Here is an 18,972-nt window from a genome sequence, read left to right as displayed (position 1 = left end):
GCAGTCGCGTACACGCTGAACAACAGGCCCAGGAAGGTCCTGGACTGGAAGACTCCCGCGGAGGTCTTCGCCGAGCAGCTACGCTCGCTCTCAACGCACGGTGTTGCAACGACCGGTTGAACCCGCCCAATTCCGCTCACGCCAATTCGTGCACGCCCTGAACCACCACGGCCTGCTCGGTTCGATGGGCAAGGTCGGCGCGGCAGGGGACAACGCCGCGATGGAGAGCTTCTTCGCCCTGTTGCAGAAGAACGTCCTCAACCGGCGGCCTTGGACGACCCGTGATCAGTTGCGGATCGCGATCGTCAGCTGGATTGAGCGGACCTACCACCGCCGGCGCCGACAAGCTCGTGGGCTGACCCCGTTTCGTAGGTCCAGTCGTTATGAGAGTCGTCCTGTTGCCCGCGGTCGCGGGCAGGGAGACTGGTCAGATCATGACGAACAGCAGGAAGCGTCACACCCCCGAGCAGGTCGTCCGTAAGCTCGGGCAGGCCGACAGGATGCTCGCCGATGGTCAGGACGTCGCGGCGGTGTGCCGGGAGCTCGGGGTGTCCGAGCAGACGTACTACCGGTGGCGGAACCAGTACGGCGGCCTCAAGGCCGAGGACGCAAAGCGCCTGAAGGAGCTGGAGAAGCAGAACGCGACCCTGAAGCGTCTGCTCGCGGAAGCGGAGCTGGAGAAGGCCGCGCTCAAGGAGCTGGCTGAGGGAAACTTCTAAGCCCGGACAGGCGCCGCGCCGCCGTCGATCACCTCAAGGGCAAGTTGCGGGTGAGCGAACGGATGGCGTGCCGTCTGGTCGGGCTGAGCCGCTCCGCGTACCGGCGACCGCTCAAGGGCGACACGGTCACGGACCCGGATCGGGCGCTCAGGGAGTGGCTGCGCGCCTGGGCGAAGGACCATCCCCGCTACGGGTATCGGCGGGCGTATCACGACGCCCGCGCCGAGGGGTGGGTGGTGAACCACAAGAAGATCCAACGCCTGTGGCGTGACGAAGGGCTCCGGGTCCCGCAGCGGCGTCGACGCAAGCGCGTCGGGTCCTCGACCGTCGACGTGCCGACGGCGGACGCGCCGAACGTGGTGTGGGCGGTGGACTTCCAGTTCGACGCCGACGAGCACGGACGACCGATCAAGATCTGCTCGATCGTCGACGAACACACCCGGGAGTGCATCGGCGGGCTCGTGGAGCGCTCGATTACCGCCGACCGACTCACCGCCCACCTCGAGGACCTCGTCGCCGCCCGGGGCGCCCCGGCGGTGCTCAGGTCGGACAACGGGCCGGAGTTCATCAGCGAGGCGATGGCCGACTGGGCCGGCACCCGCACCGGCCTGTCCTACATCCCTCCGGGCTCGCCGTGGCGCAACGGGTACGTCGAGTCGTTCAACAGCCGGATCCGCGACGAGTGCCTCAACATCAACAGCTTCTACTCGCTGCTGCACGCACAGGTCATCATCGGCAACTGGAAGGACGAGTACAACCACCACCGCCGGCACTCCTCGCTCGGCTACCTAACCCCAGCCGAGTACGCTCGGCAGTGCACCCATCAAATGGAAACCGACGACTCACAGAACGTCCGGACCGAATGAAGGGGGCGGCTCACTCGTCTCGGACGGTTGACCCCCATCGAGTACGAGGCCATCATGAAGCCCGCCGTGACCCTCGCGGCATGAATCGCTCACTGTCACCTATCCGTGCGGCAGTCCCCCTCACGAACGGCTGTCGTGATGACTTCGTCGACGGCCTGATGCACCGTGATCGTCCTCATGCCCCGCCGCCAGCATTCTCACGGAAGAGGTCAATGACTGTCTCCGCCGGCCCAGACATGAGCACGGAGCACGTCCCCCAGTCCGTCTCAGTCAACGGGTGCAGGATTCGAGCACCGTGGGCTTGTGCACGCTCCGCTGCCGCCTGTGGATCATCGACCTCGAGGTGGAGGATCAGGCCCGTCGCAGGCTGCATGGGGACCAATGCAGTGCGAGAGAACATGAGGATCATGCCCCCGAGTTTCACCTCAGCGAACTCTGGCTCCTGTACGCGCGCCGTCGCCCCGAAGGCATCGACCAGCAGGCGGGCTGCTTCAAGGACATCTGGGACGATGATGTCAATCTGGTTCAGGGAAACTGCTGTCACTGATTGCTCCCATCAAAAGCGGTTGCCCAAAGAGCAACCTAAAACTTATTGACCAGCTTAAGAGCAGTTCGATCTTAGACCTGCCATCTGACTCGAACCATTCGGAGCGCAGGACATAATCGGTCGTTTGTGACCAGGGAGCCCGCCATGCGCCGTGTGCGCCACCTCGGGCCCTGTCAGCCCGCCGCACGGCTCGCCACAACCAACCCGCTAGAGCGGCAGCCGCCCGTACGTTTCGGGCGATCCCCGGGGCGCGCGGGGGCGCCCACCTGGACACCCGGTTTTCCCGCCGACCGGATCCCGCCCGATATGCGAAGAGTTCCCCGCGCGTCAGGTGGAATCTGCGCTGCATCTCGACAACGGACACACCGGGCGGTTCGGGCCCCTGCCCCACGAGCCCACCGCAGGCCAGGGGCCCCTGCGCTGCATCTCGACGACAAAGGCCCTTGCCCACCGGTTCACGTCGTGACACAGTTCACCCCATGATGCAGCAGCAGTGACCCCGTGGGTCCGACGACCCACCACCGGCCCTCCCCGCGCGCCCGTCTCGAGCACGGCTCGACGGGTGCCTCTGCGCCCACCCCTTTCTTCAGAAAGCAGTCACCGCATGCCTGACATCATCGAATTCCCCCTGCCCGCCTCGTCGGACGACCCCCACTGGCGGGCCTACTGCCAGCTCGGAGACGAGTACAACCACGAGCTGATCGGCACGACCGAGTGGGACGAGACCCCCACGGACGCGCTCATCCAGGCCGCCGCCGAGACCGACTACACGCAGCGCCGCTACCTGGCGTACGTCGACGGCGAGGCGGTCGGCTACGCCCGCGTCCTGATCAACCACGTCGACGACCCCGACGCGGCCGCCCTCAACGTCTACGTCCACCCGCGGCACCGCGGACGCGGCCACGGCCGCGCACTGGCCGAGCGGCTCGTCCTGGACACCGCCGGCCTCACCCGTTTCGAGACCTGGCCGCTGACGCCGCGACCGGTGGCCGGGCAACGGGCACTCACCCCGCCCAACGGCGCCGGCGTGGTGCCCGCCGAGCATCCGGGTGTGCGTCTCGCCCAGTCCTACGGCTTCGCGCTCGTCCAGATCGAGCGGGTGAGCCGGTATGACTTCGCCGATCCGGGGATCGACCCCGCCGTCGCCCTGGCCGAGGCCGAACGCGTCTCGCCGGACTACGAGCTCCACGCCTGGGAAGGCGCGGCCGACGCGTCCCTGCAGGACGACCTCGCCGTCCTCAAGGCCCGCATGGCCACGGACGTGCCCTCCGGGGAACGCACCGTGGTGGAGCAGGTCTGGGATGCGGCCCGCGTGCGTCGCATGGACGAGCAGATCCTCACGACCGGGCGGTTCTTCCGCGTGGTGGCAAGACACCGTGCCACCGGTCGGATCGTCGCCCTGAGCGAGCTGGTGGCGCCCCGCTCGCGCCCGGACGGGCTGATCGACCAGTGGGACACCATCGTGCTGCCCGAGCACCGCGGCCACCGCCTCGGCATGCGCGTGAAGGCGGCGAACCTCATCGCCGTCCGAGACGCGCTGCCCGAGGCCCGCGCGATCATCACGTGGAACGCCGAGGAGAACCGGCACATGCTCGACGTCAACGAGGCGCTGGGCTTCCGGCCTGTACTGGCCGAGGCGTCCATGGAAGCCCCGGCACCCCTGCGACGTCGCTGACGGTCCACGACCTCGGTGCCGCCTCACCCCCGCTCGAGCGTCCGCTGGGCCGCCTCCCGCACCGCCTGCGTGAGCCGCACCAGGCGCGTCACGGGCAGTGTGGCCGCCTGCCAGTACAGGGGCACGAGGACGTCGTCGAGCCCGGGCACGCGGACCAGCCGGCCGGCGCGCACGTCCTCGACGGCCTGGGCGTCCACGAGCATCCCCCACCCCAGGCCGGCCCGGACGGACCGGTGGAACCCGTCGAACGACGGCGCCAGGTGCGTGGGCGGGGCGACGTCCAGCCCGGCGCCGCTCAGCGCGAGGCGCTGCAGGTCGTCCTTCGCGTTGTAGCGCATCATGGGCATCGCGCCGAGGTCGACGACGTCGCCCGCCGCATGCCGCGCGAGCAGGGCGGGCGCCACGAGCGGGACGTAGCGCATGCTCCCCAGCGACTCCGCCGCGCACCCCTGCACCGGCTGCGGCTCCGTGGTGACGGCGGCCAGCACCTCGCCGCGGCGCAGCAGCCGGGCGCTGTGGTCCTGGTCCTCGACGTGCAGGTCGAGGACCGTGTCGTCCCAGTCGGCGGCCTCCGCCAGGACGGGCCCGAACCACGTGCCCAGCACGTCGGCGGGCACGGCCAGAGAGGTGACGCTGCGCCCGGCCGCCGTGCGGCCCAGCCCGGCCCACGCCTCCTGTTCGAGCACCCGCATGTGCCGGGCCACGCGCACCAGGCCGACGCCGGCCTCGGTCGGCTCGCAGGGTGTGCCGCGCCGGAGCAGCACCTGGCCCACCTCCCGCTCCAGGGCGCGGATGCGCTGACTGACCGCGGAGGCGCTGACGCCGAGCTCGTACGCGGCCGCCTCGAACGAGCCCTCGTCCGCGATCGCACGCAGCGCCTGCAGCTGATCCAGGTTCATGAAGCAGAGCTTAGGCACCTGCAGTTCTCTTCGTTTGGCTCAGGCCTGACCGGGCCCTAGCGTCCTCACCCATGTGGACCCTCGCCGGCACCGGCCTGCTCACCGGGCTCGCCCTCATCGTCGCCATCGGCGCCCAGAACGCCTTCGTGCTCCGCCAGGGCGTGCGCCGGGAGCATGTGGGCGCCGTCGTGCTGGTGTGCATGGCCTCGGACGCCGTCCTCATCCTGGCCGGCACCGCCGGGGTGGGCGCGCTCGTGCAGGCCGTGCCGTGGCTGCTCGAGGTGCTGCGCTGGGCCGGTGCCCTGTACCTGCTCTGGTTCGCGGTCTCCTCCCTGCGTGCCGCGCTGCACCCGCAGGGGCTCGTGGCCGAGCAGGCGCCGCGCACCGCGGGGTCGGTCATCGCCACCACGCTCGCGCTGACCTGGCTCAACCCGCACGTCTACCTGGACACCGTGGTGCTGCTGGGCAGCCTGGCCAACCAGCACGGTCCCGACGCGCGGTGGGTCTTCGCGGCCGGCGCCGTCGCCGCCTCGGTGCTGTGGTTCACGGCGCTCGGCTACGGCGCCCGACTGCTGGCCCGGGTGCTCGCCGACCCGAAGGCGTGGCGGGTGGTGGACGTGGTGATCGCGGTGGTCATGGCGGTGCTCGCGGTCCGGCTCATCGCCGGTTCCGGCGTGTGGGGGTGAGCCGGCACCGCCCCCCCTCACTCCCCGCCCAGCTCCTCCCGGAGGATCCGCGCGCCGGCCACGAGCGCCGCCGTCTTGTCCCGCGCCACCGAGCGAGCCAGCGGCGCCATGCCGCAGTTGGTGCTCGCGATCAGCTTGTCCGCGTCCACGAACTCGAGGGTCTCCCGGAGGGTCGCGGCCACCTCCTCGGGTGTCTCGATCTCGTCGCTCGCCACGTCGATCGCGCCGACCATCACCTTCTTGCCGCGCAGCAGGCCGATGAGCTCCGCCGGCACCCGGGAGTGGTGCCGTTCCAGGGCGATCGTGTCGATCGTGGACTCGCGCAGCAGCGGGAACGACGTCTCGTACTGGCGCCACTCCTCGCCCAGCGTGGCCTTCCAGTCGTTGTTCGCCTTGATCCCGTAGCCGTAACAGATGTGCACGGCCGTCTCACACGTCACGCCCTCGGCCGCACGCTCGAGCGTCGCCACGCCCCAGTCGCGGACGTCGTCGAAGAACACGTTGAACGCGGGCTCGTCGAACTGCACGACGTCGACGCCCACCGCCGCCAGCTCCCGCGCCTCCTCGTTGAGGATGCGCGCGAACTCCCACGCGAGCTTCTCGCGGCTGCCGTAGTGGCGGTCGGCGAGGGTGTCGATCATGGTCATCGGCCCGGGCAGGGTCCACTTGATGGGCCGGTCCGTCCGCGCGCGCAGGGCCTTCGCGTCGTCCACGAACACCGGCGCCGGCCGGCCCACCTCCCCGACGACGGTCGGCACGCTCGCGTCGTACCGGTCGCGGATCCGCACCGTCTCGCGCCGGTCGAAGTCCACGCCGCCGAGGTGCTCGATGAACGTGGTGACGAAGTGCTGGCGGGTCTGCTCTCCGTCGCAGACGATGTCGATGCCCGCGCGCTCCTGATCGGCGACGGCGAGGGCGAGCGCGTCGAGCTTGCCCTCGCGCAGCCGCTCCCCCTCGAGCTTCCAGGGCGACCAGAGCGTCTCCTCCTCGGCGAGCCAGCCGGGCTTCGGCAGGCTGCCGACGAGGGTGGTGGGGATCAGGGTGGTCATCGGGTCTCCTCGGTGTCTCGTGCGGCGTGGGCGGCGGCCCAGCGCTCCAGCAGGTCGCGGTGCGGGCCCACGAAGTGCTCCTGCGTGTACTCCCCCTGCTCCCGGCCGAGGCGGGCCCGCTCCTCGCGGTCGTAGGCGATCCGGGTCTGCGAGAAGTCGCCGTGGTCCAGGCGCGGCCGGTAGAGCTCACCGGCCCCGGCGTTCGCGTTGTAGATCTCCGGCCGGTAGATCCGCTGGAAGGTCTCCATGGTGGCGATCAGCCCGGCCAGGGAGAGGTTCGCGTGGTCGTTGAGCAGGTCGCCCCGCGAGTAGAACGCCAGCGGCGCCACGGCCCCGCGCGGCAGGAAGCACCGGATCCCCAGGCCCATCCGGCCGAAGTAGCGGTCCGTGCGGGAGGGCGCGTCCTGGCGGTACTCGACCCCGAGCACCGGGTGCTCGTTCGTCAGCCGCCGGTAGGTGCGGCTCGTGGACACGCTGATGCAGATCACGGGCGGCTGCGGGAACCGCTCCCGGTACGCCTGCGAGTCGAGCAGGTGCCGGAACAGCCGCCCGTGCAGGTCGCCGAAGCCGTCGGGCTCCTCGGTCCCCGGCGACGTCGCCACGTGCGCGGGCAGCACCACGGAGAAGTCGTGGTCGCGGACGTAGGAGGAGAAGTTGTTCCCCACACTGCGGCCGAGCACGGCGCCCGTCGCGCGCTCGACCACCCGCACGTCGAGCATCTCCATGAGCGGGAAGTCGACGGCCGCGCCTTCGTCGGCGGTGAAGTGCACGTCGATCGAGACGATCTCGATCCGTGCCGTGTAGCGGTCCCGCTCCGGGTTGTCCCAGGGGGCGAGGTCGTTGAGGCGCCCGTCGATCATGGCCAGGGCGGCGCGCAGGTTCTCCCGCCGGTCCGCACCGCGGGCGAGGTTCGCGAAGTTCGTGGTGGCGCGCGTGCTGGCGGCGGGCGTGTAGTCCTCGTCGAACGGCGTGGTGTGGATGCTGAACGTCAGGTCGTCCACGCGGGTGGGAACGGTGCTCGGGACAAGGGTGGCGTGGCTCATCGGGTCCTCTCCGGGGTGCGGGCGCGGGTGGTGCGGTGGTGGGCGGGGCGGGGGCGGGACGGGGCACCGCGGACGACGACGACGCCCCGCGGCCGGCGGCGACGCGTGCGGCGCACTCGAGGCCGGCCTCGAGGTCCGCCTGCAGGTCGGCCACGTCCTCGATGCCGACGGAGAGCCGGACCAGGTCCGTGGGGACGGCCAGGGGCGTGCCCCGCACGGAGGCGTGGGTCATCTCGGAGGAGTAGCAGAGCAGCGATTCGACCCCGCCGAGGCTGACCGAGAGCGCGAACAGCTCGGTGGCCTCGGCGAACGCGCGGGCCGCGGCCTCTCCCCCGGCCAACCGCACGGAGACGATGCCGCCGAAGCCGTCCATCTGCCGCGCGGCGAGCGCGTGGCCCGGGTGGTCGGGCAGCCCGGGGTAGAAGACCTGGGCGACCTCGGGGCGGCCCTGCAGCCAGCCCGCGAGGGCGGCGGCGTTGGCGCCGTGCCGGTCCATGCGCAGGCCGAGCGTCTTGAGGCCGCGGGCGGCGAGGTAGGAGTCCTGCGGGCCGGCGACCGCGCCGGCGGCGAACTGCTGGTAGGCCACCGCCTCGGCCAGCGCCCGGCCGCGGAACTCGCGGTCGGCCACCACCACGGCGCCGCCGAGCACGTCCGAGTGCCCGCCGATGTACTTGGTGGTGGAGTGCACCACGACGTCCGCGCCGAGGTCGAGGGGCCGCTGGAGGTAGGGCGAGGCGAACGTGTTGTCCACGACCAGCAGCGCGCCGGCGTCGTGGGCGATCTGCGCCCAGGCGGCCAGGTCCGCGATGCCGAGCAGCGGGTTGGACGGCGTCTCCACCCACAGCAGCGCGGTGCGGCCGGGGCGGACGGCCGCGGCGACCGCCGTCGGGTCGGTGATGTCCACGGGGGTGTTGGACACGCCCCACGGCTCGAGGACGGTGGTGATGAGGCGGTGGGTGCCGCCGTAGCCGTCGCCACCCAGCACGATGTGGTCGCCGGGGCGCAGCACGGCCCGCAGGAGGGCGTCCTCGGCGGCGAGCCCGGAGGCGAACGCGAACGCCCGGTCGCCGTGCTCGAGGGCGGCGAGCTGGGTCTCGAAGCCGTTCCGGGTCGGGTTGGAGCCGCGGCTGTACTCGTGCCCGGCGCGCAGCACGTTGATGCCGTCCTGCACGAAGGTGCTGGTCTGGTAGATCGGCGGCACCACGGCGCCGGTCAGCGGGTCGGGCTCCTGGCCGGCGTGCACGGCGGTGGTGGTGAAGCCGCGGACGGCGGGACGGGACACGGAGCGGGTGGTGTGGTGGACGGCGGTCATCTCAGCGCACCTCCTGGGTGACGGCGGCGGTCTCGGGGACGGCGGGCGTGGTGGCGGGGACGGCCGGCCCGGCGGCGGTCACCACGGCCAGGGCACGGTCCAGGTCCGCGATCAGGTCGTCGGGACACTCCAGCCCGATGGAGAGCCGGACGGTGGTCTCGGCGATCCCGGCGGCCTCGCGCTGCTGCCGCGTCAGGCGACAGTGCGTCATGGTCGCCGGGTGGGAGACGAGGGACCGGGCGTCGCCGACGTTGACCACCAGCTGGAACAGCTCGAGCGCGTCGAGGAACGGGGCCACGGCCTCGGGACCGCAGGCCAGGTCGAAGGAGAACACCGAGCCGACGCCGTCCGGGAAGTCGCGGGCGGCCAGCGCCGCGCTGGGATGTCCGGCCACGCCGGGGTGGTGCACCCGCGCGACCGCGGGGTGCCCGGCCAGGTGTTCGGCCACGGCCAGGGCGGTGGCGGTGTGGCGGGCCACGCGCAGGTCGAGCGTCTCGAGCCCCTGGATGAACTGCGCCGCGCTCGCGGGGGCGAGGGTGGGGCCGAGGTCGTGCAGGAACTTGCTGCGGGTCAGCGTCAGGTAGGCGCCGCGGCCGTGCCGCTCGACCAGCGTCTGCCCGCCGTAGCGGGCCTTGGGCCGGGCCAGCTGCGGCCACCGGTCCGGCGCCGCGCCGTAGTCGAACGTGCCGCCGTCCACGATCGCGCCGCCGAGCACCGCGCCGTGCCCGCCGAGGAACTTGGTGGCCGAGTGCACGAGGACGTCGGCGCCGTGCTCCAGCGGCCGGTAGAGGGCCGGCGTCGCGAGGGTGCTGTCCACCACCACGGGCACGCCGGCCGCGTGGGCGAGGTCCGCGAGCGCGGGCAGGTCCGGGAGGGTGGCGAGCGGGTTGGTGATGGCCTCGAGGAAGAACGCGCGGGTGTCAGGCCGGACCGCGGCGGCCCACGCGGGCGGGTCCGCCGGGTCCGCGAAGGTGACCTCGATGCCGAAGTCCGCGAACGTGTCCGTCAGCAGGTCCACGGTGCCGCCGTAGAGCTGGCTGGAGGCGACCAGGTGCTTGCCGCCCTGCAGCAGCGCCAGCAGGGACAGCGCGACGGCGGCCTGGCCGGTGGCTGTGGCGATCGCGCCGATGCCGCCCTCCAGCGCGGCGAGGCGGTTCTCGAACACCGCGACGGTCGGGTTGCCCGTGCGGCTGTAGGTGAAGCCGGGGGTCTCGAGCCGGAACATCGATGCCGCCGTGGCGTGGTCCGGGAAACGGAACGCCGTGGTCTGGTGGATGGGCGGGACGACCGGCCGGTGGGGTGCGGCGGGCTCGTAGCCGGCGTGGACTTGTTGTGTGGCGTGACGGGGCATCTGCTCTCCTCCATCGGTCCTGGCGGTAGCACCGGGCCTGCCGTTCCCGGGGGTCCGGGTGCGGCGGGCGGGTTGCTGCGGCGTCGTCGAGCCAGATCTCTCGGCCGCTCTGGATGGGTGGTGAGCCCATCCCACGCGGTGGGCCGCCGCGAGTCCAGCGGACGGCCGGCTCCCACGTCATATGAGCCGCCACCGCGCCATCCAGGACCGGCCGGAGCCTCTCCGGGGCGCGGCGGGCCGAGGCAGACCCGTGTGACGAACCGGCGTGGAGGGGGGGGTGTGTCAGACTCCCGGGCATGACACAGAGCACACCGGGCGGACCGGCCACGGACCTGCCCGACTTCCGGCCCTCGGGCAACCAGGGCGTGGACCCGGCGCTGTACGAGATCGAGAACGCGGCCATGGACCGTGAGGGCGCCCTCTGGGCGGCGCTGCAGGAGGCGGCGCCCTGGACCGGGCGGACGCTGCTCGACCTCGGTGCGGGCACCGGCTTCTGGCTGCCCCGCTACGCCGACGCGGCCGAGACGATCGCCGTCGAGCCGGACGTGCGCCTGCTGGGGGCCGCCCGCGCCCGCCCCGGCGGGGCACGCGTGCTCTACGGCTCGGCCGAGCAGATCCCGCTGCCGGAGGCGAGCATCGACGTCGTGCACGCCCGGTTCGCGTACTTCTTCCCGCACCCGCGCTGGGACGTCCGGCCCGGCCTCGACGAGGTCGCCCGGGTGCTGCGGCCCGGCGGCGCGCTCGTGGTGATCGACAACGACACCGAGCGCGGCCAGTTCGCCGAGCTGCTGCGGGCGAGCACGAACGCCGCGGCGCAGGGCCAGGACACGTACGCCCGCAAGTGGTGGGCCGGCATCGGGGCCGAGACCCGCGAGGTCATGAGCTCGTGGACCTTCGACTCCCGCGCCGACCTCGAGGCCGTCCTGCGGCTGGAGTTCGAGCGAGGGGTCGCCGACGCGTGGCTCGCCGAGCACCCCGCAGAGACGTCACTGAGCTACGGCTACCTGCTCCACGTGTGGCGGTGAGCACGGACCCGCGTCGCCAGACGCCTGGCCCCCGCGGCCCTGACACTGGGACGCCCCCGCCGCCGGAAGGACGGGCGCGGTGGCTGGTCGCCTCCAACGCCCTCGACGCGGGTGGCCGGTCCGCCACGGACGTCGCCCTGGACGTCCTGGCGGTGCTCCTGCTCGGCGTGGGCGCCGACGGCATGGGCGTGCTGATGACGCTCTCCGGGTTGGGATTCCTCCTGCTCGGCGTGCCCATCGGCATCGTGGTGGACCGACACCTCAGCCCGCGGCTGCTCGCGGCCACCGGCCTCGCCAAGGCGGCGGTGCTCGGCTCGCTCGTCGTGGCGTGGGCGCTCGACGCGCTCACGTTCGGTCACCTCGCCGCCGTCATGGCCCTGCTGGGCGTGCTCACAGTGCTGGCCGAGACCACCCAGACCGCGCTCGTGCCGCGCGTCGTGCCGGCCACCGCCGTCGCCCGCCTGACGGCGCGGCTCGAGTCCGCCGACGCCGCCCTCGTGCTGATCGTGCCCGCCGCGGCGGGCGTCCTCGTCGGGTCGCTGGGCGCAGGGCCCGTGCTCGGCATCGCGACGACGTTCCTCTTCGCGGCGGCGATCGTCGCGCTCCGGGTACGGCTGCGGCCCTCCGCCGCGGCGGACGTCCCGGACGACGGCGGGGACCCCGGCGTCGCGGACGTCCTCTCCCGCTGGGCCCGGTTCGGGAAGGACGCCGCGGAGGGGTGGACGGTCCTGCGGCGCACCCCGGTCCTGTGGCTGCTGACGATGGGGTCGGTGGCCGCCAACGTGGGCATGGCCCTCTTCGCCCCGGTCGAGGCGGTCTGGATCCTGACCGACCTGCGGCTCGGGCCGGAGTTCCTGGGCATCCAGATCACCGCAGGCGCGGTCGGGGCACTGGCGGCCTCGTCCCTGGCGGGCCGGGCCATCGACCGCCTGGGCGAGCGCCGGTGCATCCTCCTCGGCTCGGTCGGCTGCGCCGTGGCCGTGGGGCTGCACCTGCTGGCCTACGTGGACCGCGCCCACGCCGGGCCGTGGCTGCTGGCCGGCGCCGCCCTCTGGGGGTTCATGGTCCTGCTCGGGAACATCACCCAGGCCGCCGTGACCGCCCGCGCCTGCCCCGAGGGCACGCTCGGGCGGGTCACCGCGATGCGCCGCACCCTCACCCGGGGCTCCGTGCCGCTGGCGACCCTCGCGGGAGGTGCACTCGGGGCGACGCTCGGGGTCGGCTGGGCGCTCGCGGGGTGGCAGGTCCTGGCGGTGGTCTCGCTGGCCGCCGTCGTGCCGGCCGCGCGGTGGGTGGATGCGGGGCGCGACGACGTCGACTGAGGCCGAGACGCTGACGCGGACGCCGAGGTCGCTTAATGTGTGACCATGGTCAGCCGCCCCGTGCTCCAGCAGCCGGTGATCGACGCCGTCGACATCCGTTCCGTCGCGGAGTTCTACCGCGAGCTCCTCGGCCTCCACTACCGCGCGGGCGACGAGCTCGCGGACGGCCGCGAGCCGGACAGCGCGGACTGGCTCGTGCTGCTGGACGACGACGGCCGCCGCGTCCTGACGTTCCAGCGCACCGAGGAACTGAAGCCCAGCACGTGGCCGTCACCCGAGGTGCCGATGCAGCTGCACCTGGATTTCACCGTGCCGGACCGCGATTCCCTCGACGCGGCCCACGACCACGCGCTGCGCCTGGGCGGGCGCCTCGTCCTGGACCGCTCCAGCGACGAGGACGAGCCCCTGTACGTGTTCGCCGACCCGGCCGGCCACCCCTTCTGCGTCTTCGTGGGGTGAGCGCGGCAGACCGCGGCGGTGGTTTCACGCACCTGTCGAAGACAAGAAGCCGGTTCAGTGCCGTCGGTAAGGTCGTCGGGTGATCCCGCAATCCACAGATCGACTCACGTTCCGGTGCATGACCGACGCTGACCTCGACGACATGTGCAGGCTCCTCGGAGACGCGGAGGTCATGCGCTACTACCCGCGAGCCAAGTCGCGCAACGAGGTGCAGCGGTGGATCAACTGGTCGAAGGACAACTACGCCACGCATGGGTTCGGCCTGTGGGTCATCGAACACCGGACCACCGGCGACTTCATCGGTGACTGCGGCCTGACCTGGCAGAACGTCGACGGTCAGGAGGTCCTCGAGGTCGGCTACCACGTCCTGCCGGAACGCCAGGGACAAGGACTGGCAACCGAGGGGGCCTCTGCCTGCCTGCGATACGGGTTCGAGACCCTGGACGCAACGATGGTCACCGCGATCATCAACCCCGACAACATGGCTTCCCGTCGCGTGGCCGAACGAATCGGCATGACCGTGTGGAAGAGCACGCGTGATCCCCGTGGGGCGCCGATCGTGGTCTACAGCAGCCACGGTCAAGAGGCATGACGAACTGAACTGCCGCCATGGGTGCGCGCCCATTGAGGAGACACGCCCTGCGCCCAGCCGGCCAGGCGCTTCTGCGTCTTCGTGGTGTGGGCGGCCGGACCGCGGCACGGCTCAGCGGTGACGGCGGCGGTTCAACCCTCGAGCCGCTGGTCGAACTCCTCGTGGTCCAGCTGGTGGGGGATGCGGTCGTCTTCAGGATACGGTGCCGTCCATGCATCCGGACCCGGCCGAGACGAACCGCCGCGCCTACGACGACGACCGCGTCGTCGCCCTCTATGACCTCGACTACCCGCCTGGAGAGGACCACGCGTACTTCCGCCGGGCGGCAGAGGAGTCCGGCGCCCGGCGGATCGTCGATCTCGGCTGCGGCACCGGATCGCTCACGGTGACGCTGACCGGCGATGACCGCGCCGTCGTCGGGATCGACCCGGCCGAGGCCATGCTGCGCGTCGCCCGGGCGCGCCCCGGCGGGGACCGCGTCGAGTGGCGGCGGGGCACGGCGGAGCTGATCGCGCCGGCGTCGGCGGGCCTGGTGATCATGAGCGGGAACGTGGCGATGCACCTGATCGGCCAGGACTGGCACGACGCCCTGCGGCGCATCGCCGCCGGCCTGGTCCCCGGCGGCCGGCTGCTGTTCGAGACCCGCAACCCCGTCCGGTGTGCCTGGGAGGACTGGCAGCAGGAGCCCACGGAACGGACGACGGCGGCCGGTCGCCTCGTCGAGTCCGAGGCGACGAGCACGCCGGATGCGGACGGCGTCGTCGTGCACCGATGGCGCACCGTGTACTCGGACGAGGGCGTGGTCCGTGAGGGTGAGGAGCACCTGCAGTTCCGCTCCGTGGAGCAGGTGACCGAGGACCTCGCGGCGGCGGGGCTGGCGGTGGACCGCGTCTGGAGCGACTGGCACGGCCGCCCGTTCGACGCGGCGGAGCACCCGTTGATGATCGTCGAGGCCTGTCCACAGGGGGCCTGACCCGTCCACCCGTCATGGCAGGATGATGCATGTCACACGTGATGCGAGGGGGAACCATGACGGACACGACCACGGCCCGCCCCATGCGGCCGCCCCACCGCGACGACGACCCGCCCGTCCGCGGGATCGGCCACCTCCGGCACCCGGTGGTGTCGGGTGGGCTGATCGGGGTGATCGGCGGCGGCGCCTTCCTGTTCGGCGGGATCGCGGGGCTGCCGGCCGAGCACCAGGGCACGCTGCGGGGCGTCGCCATCTCGCTCATCAGCTTCACCCTGGTGGTGGTGCTGCTGCGCCGGCGGGTGCTGCCCGCCGTGCCGACGCCCGCCCGCGGCGCGCTGCGCGTCTACGGGATCGCCGTCGTCGCGATGCTGGCGCTCCTCCCTGTGACGCGTCTGGTGGCTTTCGCGCTCGACGCACCGACGGCGCAGATCGCCCTGGTGGCCGCCGTGGTGGGCGGCCACTTCCTCCCGTTCGCCCGGGCATTCCAGGCCCCGGTGTTCTGGTGGATCGGCGGGGCGATGGCCGTGCTGGGGCTCGCTGGTGCCGCACTCGCGGCTCTCGGCGATCCCGTGGCCGGGCCCGCGGGGGCGGCCGCAGCGGGGGCGGCGATGCTCGTGATCGTCGCAGCGCAGGGGCTGCTGGCGTCCCCTCGGCAGGACTGAGGGCCGGACCATGACCATGCTTCAGGCCATCCGCCGCTACTACGCCGGCTACGCGCAGTTCAGCGGGCGCGCGTCCCGCGCCGACTTCTGGCTCGCGGCGCTCTACGTGTGGCTCCTGCAGGCCGTAGTTCACTTCGTGTCCACCGTCCTGGACGTGTTCCTCCTCGGCTCCCCGGACCTGTCCCTCCGCGACGCGGCCGTCCTCCTGGTGGGGATCACACACGCACTCCCCTCGCTCGCCCTGCTCGCCCGGCGCCTCCACGACGCCGGCTTCAGCCGCGCGTGGCTGTTCCTCGGGCTGGTGCCGTTCGTCGGCCCGCTCACGCTGCTCGTGTTCGCGCTCCAGCCGTCCGCCCCGCGCCTCGGGTACCCCGCCGATGCGTCGGACCCGGTTCCGGCGGGGGCCACGGCCGCGCGGCGCTGACCCCCGCCGCCGTGTCCGGCCCGATCAGTGATCGTGGTCGGTGTGCTCGTCATGGCCGGACTCGGCGTCCGCGGCCTCCCCGGGCTTCGCGGACTCCGGCTGGCCGGTGACCACGGCCATCTCGACCGGGGCGAACTCCAGGTCCTTCTCCAGGACGGTCTCACCGGTCTCCAGGTCGACGGCCACGAGCTTCTGGGCTTCCGCGTCGGTGACGTAGGCGGTGTTCCCGGCCACCTTCAGGATCGGGCCGGGCTCCTGCCACTCGTCCTTCTCCTTCCACGGCTCGATCACCGGGTGCTCGGCGGTGACCTCACCGGTCTCCTCGTCGATCACGTTGACCTCGCCGTCGTAGGTCAGCACGACCGCGGAGCCGTCCTCGGCGCGGCCGAGCGAGCGGAACCAGTAGGACGAGCCGAGGTCCACGGTGGTGAGCGCATCGGTGCGGGTGTCGATGAGGGCGATCGCCGTGGGCCGCTCGACGGCCTCCTTCGGCTCCTCCTCGACCTTGTAGTCCCCCAGGACGATGGGCGAGTCGTGCAGCCCGAACAGATTCCCGGAGCGCTGGTACTCGGTCTCGACGTCCACCTTGTGGAACTCGCCGTCCCGGTACACGACGGGCCCGTTCTCGCAGCCCATCACGACGACGTCGCCCGCCTCCGTCGGCTGGGCCGCGGCCTCGCCGTGGCTGCCGGGGCAGTCGTCGGTCTCGGCCGTGACCTCGCCGGTCTTCGGGTCGATCACCTGGAGCGTGTTCCGGGAGTCCTCGGTGCCCTGCGTGGTGAAGAGGGTGCCGTCGGAGAGCTCGAGCGCCACGCCATGGTGCGGGTCCTCGGTCTCCGCCTCGGTCATGACGGGCAGGAGGTCCGGGGTCGCCTTGTCCAGGTGGGCCGAGTCGAAGGTCCGGATCGCGCCCGTGCCGTCCGCGAAGAGGGTGGTCCTGCCGTTGTGGGTGACGACGTGGCCGGGGTGCTCACCCGGGAACGTCACGCCGGTCATGCCGGGCGCGGACTCGTAGTTGTGGACGTGATCGCCGTGGGCCTTGGCCTGGATGCCGGTGGAGAACACCTCCCAGCCGTTCCCGGTGGTCACCAGGACGTCCTTGCCGTTGCCGGCGTTGCTCAGCCGCGTGAAGCCCGGGACGTCCTGCTCCTTCACCACCTCGCCGGACTCGGCGTCGAGCAGCGTGAGCCCGCCCTCGTGCGAGAGCAGGATGCGCGGGGTCACCGCGGAGACCTCGGTGGTCTGGGTCGGGTCGACGCGGTCCTCCTCGGAGACGGAGGAGGCCGCCCTCGCCTCACCCGCCGGTGACTCGGAGCCGCCCGAGGCGGAGGCGGGTGCCGACGTCGGGCCGGACGGGGCGGCGTCCGCGCCGCACGCCGTGAGTGCGATGGCCGCGGCGGCGAGGGTGGCGGAGCAGGCGGCGGTGCGCGTGGAACGGCGCTGCGGGGTGGAGTGGGACACGGGGAGCCTTTCACGAGAGCGAGAAGATGCGACTGATTCACAATAAAGACTGTTGCAGATGGTTCGCAATACGGCGGTGGGCGTCTGCCCGTCATCCCGGCACCGCCGACGGCGCGCCCCCGTCGCGGGAACCGGCACGTGACGCCACCCGTCCGCGGGCTGGGCCGGGCGCGGCGCGGATGCCTACGGTCGGCCCACCTGCCCACGGAAGGACCGCCCATGACCACTCCCGTCCTCGACCGTCCCGCACCGACCTCCGCCGCCGACACCCCCGACACCGCAGAACTCCGAGCCCGCTTCGCCCCCGTCTTCGCCCGGATCGCCGCGAACGAGGCCAGGCGGCGGGACACGGCCGTCGCGCCCCATGCGGCCGTGCGCCTGCTCGCCGAGACCGGCTTCACCGCCCTCCGGCTGCCGCGGGAGCGCGGCGGCTCCGGCGCGACCCTCACGCAGCTCCTCGACCTGCTCGTGGACCTCGCCGCGGCCGACGCGAACCTCCCCCAGGCCCTCCACGGGCACTTCATGTTCACGGAGCAGGTCGCCCGCGACGTCCACCCACGTCTGACCGACTGGTGGTTGGACGAGGTGGCCGCCGGGAAGGTCTTCGCCAACGCACTCGTGGACCCGCCGGCCGCGACCGGCCTGCCGGGCGTCACGGCCCGCCGGGACCCGCGCGACCCGGAGGCGTTCCTGCTGACCGGCACGAAGCAGTACTCCACCGGCACCCTGCTGGCGGACTGGACCCTGGTCGCCGCCCACGACGACGCCGGGGCCCTGCAGCCCCTCGTCGTCGAGGTGACCGGGCCGGGCGTCGAGGCCCGCGACGACTGGGACGGCATCGGCCAGCGCGGCACGGCCTCCGGCACCACCGTCTACACCGACGCGCCCGCCCCCGCCTGGCGCCGCGTCGACCTGGAGCGCCCCACCGCCGCCCCCGGCTACCCGTTCCTGTGGCTCATCCTCGCGGCCACCCAGGCGGGCATCGCCCAGCGCGCGCTCGACGACTTCGCCGAGATCCTCCGCCGCCGCTCCCGCTCCTACCAGCACGCCGCGAGCGCCAGCCCCGCCCACGACCCGGTCCTGCAGCACCAGCTCGGCACCGCCGCGGCGCAGGTCCGGGCGCTGCGCTCCGTGGTCCTCGGCGCGGTCCCCGCCCTCGAGGCGGCGTACACCGCCGCGGCCGGCACGGCGCCCGCGCTCGGCGCGGCCGCGACCGAGTCCCCGGACGACGGCGCCGCGGAGGCCTTCGAGGCCGCCCACACGGAGGCCTGGGTCGCCGCGGCCTCGGCGTCCTCCGTGGCGGCCGACCTGACGCTGCAGCTGACCTCCGACCTGTTCGAGACGGCCGGGGCGTCGGCCGTCGTCGCGGGCCCGGGACTCGACCGCCACTGGCGCAACGCCCGCGTGCTGGCCAGCCACACGCCCCTGCCGCACCGCCGCCGCCAGATCGGGGAGTGCCTGCTGCACGGCACCCCCGCCCCGCACAGCGCGGACGCGGTCGAGACCGCGTCGTCCACCGACGCCGATCCGTCCCGCGACAGCGCCTCCCGAAGCTCGCGGGCTGGCAAGTCGCCGACCACATGCGCACCGAACTCGTCGAAGACGCCCTCCGTGCCGCGCACCACGACCGCGGGTCGCTGGTCGGCGCGATCTTCCACTCCGACCACGGCAGCGTCGGTGGATTCAATCGGTCGTCGCAACACCCTCTCGGAATCACTGGAGGTATGGGCGATGGCAAGCAAGGACTGGGCGAGGAAGATCAGTGACGTGCCCGAGGGGACACGTCGGCAGTGGAGAGCGGATCGGGCTTTGCGGGCCCCGATGCGCTCTCCTGGCAGGCCGCAGCCCTCACGGGAGGTCCAACGCCAGTTCTGGCGTGTGATCGCCACCGGTGTCACCACGGTCGA

Annotated in this window: 16 protein-coding genes and 5 pseudogenes; 14 read left to right on the top strand and 7 right to left on the bottom strand. The window is 72.5% G+C overall.

Features of this window, described 5'->3' with window-relative positions; translation table 11 throughout:
- Window positions 1-124: 124 nt before the first annotated feature.
- Window positions 125-358 (top strand): annotated as a pseudogene (locus J1M44_RS02650) (integrase core domain-containing protein); the annotation flags it as partial.
- 76 nt (window positions 359-434) lie between these two features.
- Window positions 435-1,585 (top strand): IS3 family transposase gene (locus J1M44_RS02645; RefSeq protein WP_144825126.1). Its coding sequence is split into 2 segments (ribosomal slippage): window positions 435-705 and window positions 705-1,585, totalling 1,152 coding nucleotides; the frame shifts between segments, so codons are not numbered across the junction.
- A gap of 175 nt (window positions 1,586-1,760) precedes the next feature.
- Here J1M44_RS02645 and J1M44_RS11990 read toward each other — a convergent pair.
- Entirely contained in the window at window positions 1,761-2,129 is a 369-nt protein-coding gene (locus J1M44_RS11990) for a VOC family protein (RefSeq protein WP_144819702.1), read from the bottom strand.
- A 607-nt stretch (window positions 2,130-2,736) separates the two neighbouring features.
- On the opposite strand from J1M44_RS11990, the gene J1M44_RS02635 reads away from it, so the two are divergent.
- Window positions 2,737-3,807 (top strand): GNAT family N-acetyltransferase, encoded by a 1,071-nt coding sequence (locus tag J1M44_RS02635; RefSeq protein WP_206480498.1) that lies wholly within the window; start codon window positions 2,737-2,739, stop codon window positions 3,805-3,807.
- Between the two features lie 23 nt (window positions 3,808-3,830).
- Here the strand turns inward: J1M44_RS02635 and J1M44_RS02630 are convergent, their stop codons facing one another.
- The gene (locus J1M44_RS02630; RefSeq protein ID WP_206480497.1) at window positions 3,831-4,706 is read right to left on the bottom strand and encodes an ArgP/LysG family DNA-binding transcriptional regulator; all 876 of its coding nucleotides are present in this window, start codon (window positions 4,704-4,706) and stop codon (window positions 3,831-3,833) included.
- 71 nt (window positions 4,707-4,777) lie between these two features.
- Between J1M44_RS02630 and lysE the strand changes: the two genes are divergently transcribed.
- Window positions 4,778-5,392 carry an L-lysine exporter gene (lysE, locus tag J1M44_RS02625; RefSeq protein WP_136940525.1) on the top strand — a complete coding sequence of 205 codons (615 nt, stop codon included), beginning with the start codon at window positions 4,778-4,780 and terminating at the stop codon, window positions 5,390-5,392.
- Window positions 5,393-5,409: 17 nt separating this feature from the next.
- Here lysE and J1M44_RS02620 read toward each other — a convergent pair whose 3' ends face one another.
- The 4 genes and pseudogenes from J1M44_RS02620 to J1M44_RS02605 form a co-directional block, all read right to left on the bottom strand.
- Window positions 5,410-6,441, bottom strand: coding sequence for a methionine synthase (locus tag J1M44_RS02620; RefSeq protein ID WP_136940526.1), 1,032 nt, complete (start codon window positions 6,439-6,441; stop codon window positions 5,410-5,412).
- On the bottom strand, window positions 6,438-7,484 hold the full coding sequence (locus J1M44_RS02615; RefSeq protein WP_206480496.1) for a putative oxygenase MesX: 1,047 nt from the start codon (window positions 7,482-7,484) through the stop codon (window positions 6,438-6,440). The genes J1M44_RS02620 and J1M44_RS02615 overlap by 4 nt, the downstream gene beginning before the upstream one ends.
- Window positions 7,481-8,796: pseudogene (locus tag J1M44_RS02610) on the bottom strand (cystathionine gamma-synthase). The gene J1M44_RS02615 and the pseudogene J1M44_RS02610 overlap by 4 nt, the downstream one beginning before the upstream one ends.
- Before the next feature lies 1 nt (window position 8,797).
- Complete coding sequence (locus J1M44_RS02605; protein WP_206480495.1) at window positions 8,798-10,147, bottom strand: O-acetylhomoserine aminocarboxypropyltransferase/cysteine synthase family protein; 1,350 nt, start codon at window positions 10,145-10,147, stop codon at window positions 8,798-8,800.
- 296 nt (window positions 10,148-10,443) lie between these two features.
- On the opposite strand from J1M44_RS02605, the gene J1M44_RS02600 reads away from it, so the two are divergent.
- The 7 genes from J1M44_RS02600 (at window position 10,444) to J1M44_RS02570 (ending at window position 15,604) form a co-directional block, all read left to right on the top strand.
- Window positions 10,444-11,172 (top strand): class I SAM-dependent methyltransferase, encoded by a 729-nt coding sequence (locus J1M44_RS02600; protein WP_206480494.1) that lies wholly within the window; start codon window positions 10,444-10,446, stop codon window positions 11,170-11,172.
- Window positions 11,169-12,494 carry an MFS transporter gene (locus tag J1M44_RS02595; protein ID WP_342356563.1) on the top strand — a complete coding sequence of 442 codons (1,326 nt, stop codon included), beginning with the start codon at window positions 11,169-11,171 and terminating at the stop codon, window positions 12,492-12,494. Before J1M44_RS02600 ends, J1M44_RS02595 begins: the two co-directional genes overlap by 4 nt.
- 45 nt (window positions 12,495-12,539) lie before the next feature.
- The gene (locus tag J1M44_RS02590; protein ID WP_206480493.1) at window positions 12,540-12,953 is read left to right on the top strand and encodes a VOC family protein; all 414 of its coding nucleotides are present in this window, start codon (window positions 12,540-12,542) and stop codon (window positions 12,951-12,953) included.
- A 79-nt stretch (window positions 12,954-13,032) separates the two neighbouring features.
- Window positions 13,033-13,545 (top strand): GNAT family N-acetyltransferase, encoded by a 513-nt coding sequence (locus J1M44_RS02585; protein WP_206480492.1) that lies wholly within the window; start codon window positions 13,033-13,035, stop codon window positions 13,543-13,545.
- Window positions 13,546-13,756: 211 nt separating this feature from the next.
- Window positions 13,757-14,518 (top strand): class I SAM-dependent methyltransferase, encoded by a 762-nt coding sequence (locus J1M44_RS02580; RefSeq protein ID WP_206480491.1) that lies wholly within the window; start codon window positions 13,757-13,759, stop codon window positions 14,516-14,518.
- Window positions 14,519-14,574: 56 nt separating this feature from the next.
- A complete protein-coding gene (locus tag J1M44_RS02575) occupies window positions 14,575-15,180 on the top strand; it encodes a hypothetical protein (RefSeq protein WP_241252726.1) in 606 nt (201 codons plus the stop codon).
- 10 nt (window positions 15,181-15,190) lie between these two features.
- Window positions 15,191-15,604 (top strand): DUF805 domain-containing protein, encoded by a 414-nt coding sequence (locus tag J1M44_RS02570; protein WP_206480489.1) that lies wholly within the window; start codon window positions 15,191-15,193, stop codon window positions 15,602-15,604.
- Between the two features lie 24 nt (window positions 15,605-15,628).
- On the opposite strand, the gene J1M44_RS02565 is transcribed toward J1M44_RS02570, so the two are convergent.
- Window positions 15,629-17,065: a PQQ-binding-like beta-propeller repeat protein gene (locus tag J1M44_RS02565; RefSeq protein ID WP_206480488.1), complete on the bottom strand. Its 1,437-nt coding sequence runs from the start codon at window positions 17,063-17,065 to the stop codon at window positions 15,629-15,631.
- A gap of 219 nt (window positions 17,066-17,284) precedes the next feature.
- Here J1M44_RS02565 and J1M44_RS11585 point away from each other — a divergent pair.
- The 3 pseudogenes from J1M44_RS11585 to J1M44_RS02550 all read left to right on the top strand — a co-directional run.
- Window positions 17,285-18,427 (top strand): annotated as a pseudogene (locus J1M44_RS11585) (acyl-CoA dehydrogenase family protein); the annotation flags it as partial.
- 188 nt (window positions 18,428-18,615) lie between these two features.
- Window positions 18,616-18,738: pseudogene (locus J1M44_RS02555) on the top strand (IS3-like element IS1206 family transposase); the annotation flags it as partial.
- Between the two features lie 58 nt (window positions 18,739-18,796).
- Window positions 18,797-18,972 (top strand): annotated as a pseudogene (locus tag J1M44_RS02550) (IS30 family transposase); the annotation flags it as partial.

Origin of the sequence: Micrococcus sp. KRD128, assembly GCF_017168395.1 — a bacterium.
GTDB classification, from domain to species: Bacteria; Actinomycetota; Actinomycetes; order Actinomycetales; family Micrococcaceae; genus Micrococcus; species Micrococcus luteus.
The sequence above is the reverse complement of the archived record's forward strand: the minus strand, read 5'-3'. Positions and strand labels throughout refer to the sequence as shown.

Coding starts and splice junctions, on each gene's coding strand:
- J1M44_RS02570 (WP_206480489.1), top strand. CDS start 15,191: ATGACCATGCTTCAGGCCATCCGCCGCTACTACGCCGGCTACGCGCAG.
- J1M44_RS02590 (WP_206480493.1), top strand. CDS start 12,540: ATGGTCAGCCGCCCCGTGCTCCAGCAGCCGGTGATCGACGCCGTCGAC.
- J1M44_RS02580 (WP_206480491.1), top strand. CDS start 13,757: ATGCATCCGGACCCGGCCGAGACGAACCGCCGCGCCTACGACGACGAC.
- J1M44_RS02575 (WP_241252726.1), top strand. CDS start 14,575: ATGACGGACACGACCACGGCCCGCCCCATGCGGCCGCCCCACCGCGAC.
- lysE (WP_136940525.1), top strand. CDS start 4,778: ATGTGGACCCTCGCCGGCACCGGCCTGCTCACCGGGCTCGCCCTCATC.
- J1M44_RS02635 (WP_206480498.1), top strand. CDS start 2,737: ATGCCTGACATCATCGAATTCCCCCTGCCCGCCTCGTCGGACGACCCC.
- J1M44_RS02630 (WP_206480497.1), bottom strand. CDS start 4,706: ATGAACCTGGATCAGCTGCAGGCGCTGCGTGCGATCGCGGACGAGGGC.
- J1M44_RS02605 (WP_206480495.1), bottom strand. CDS start 10,147: ATGCCCCGTCACGCCACACAACAAGTCCACGCCGGCTACGAGCCCGCC.
- J1M44_RS02600 (WP_206480494.1), top strand. CDS start 10,444: ATGACACAGAGCACACCGGGCGGACCGGCCACGGACCTGCCCGACTTC.
- J1M44_RS02620 (WP_136940526.1), bottom strand. CDS start 6,441: ATGACCACCCTGATCCCCACCACCCTCGTCGGCAGCCTGCCGAAGCCC.
- J1M44_RS02615 (WP_206480496.1), bottom strand. CDS start 7,484: ATGAGCCACGCCACCCTTGTCCCGAGCACCGTTCCCACCCGCGTGGAC.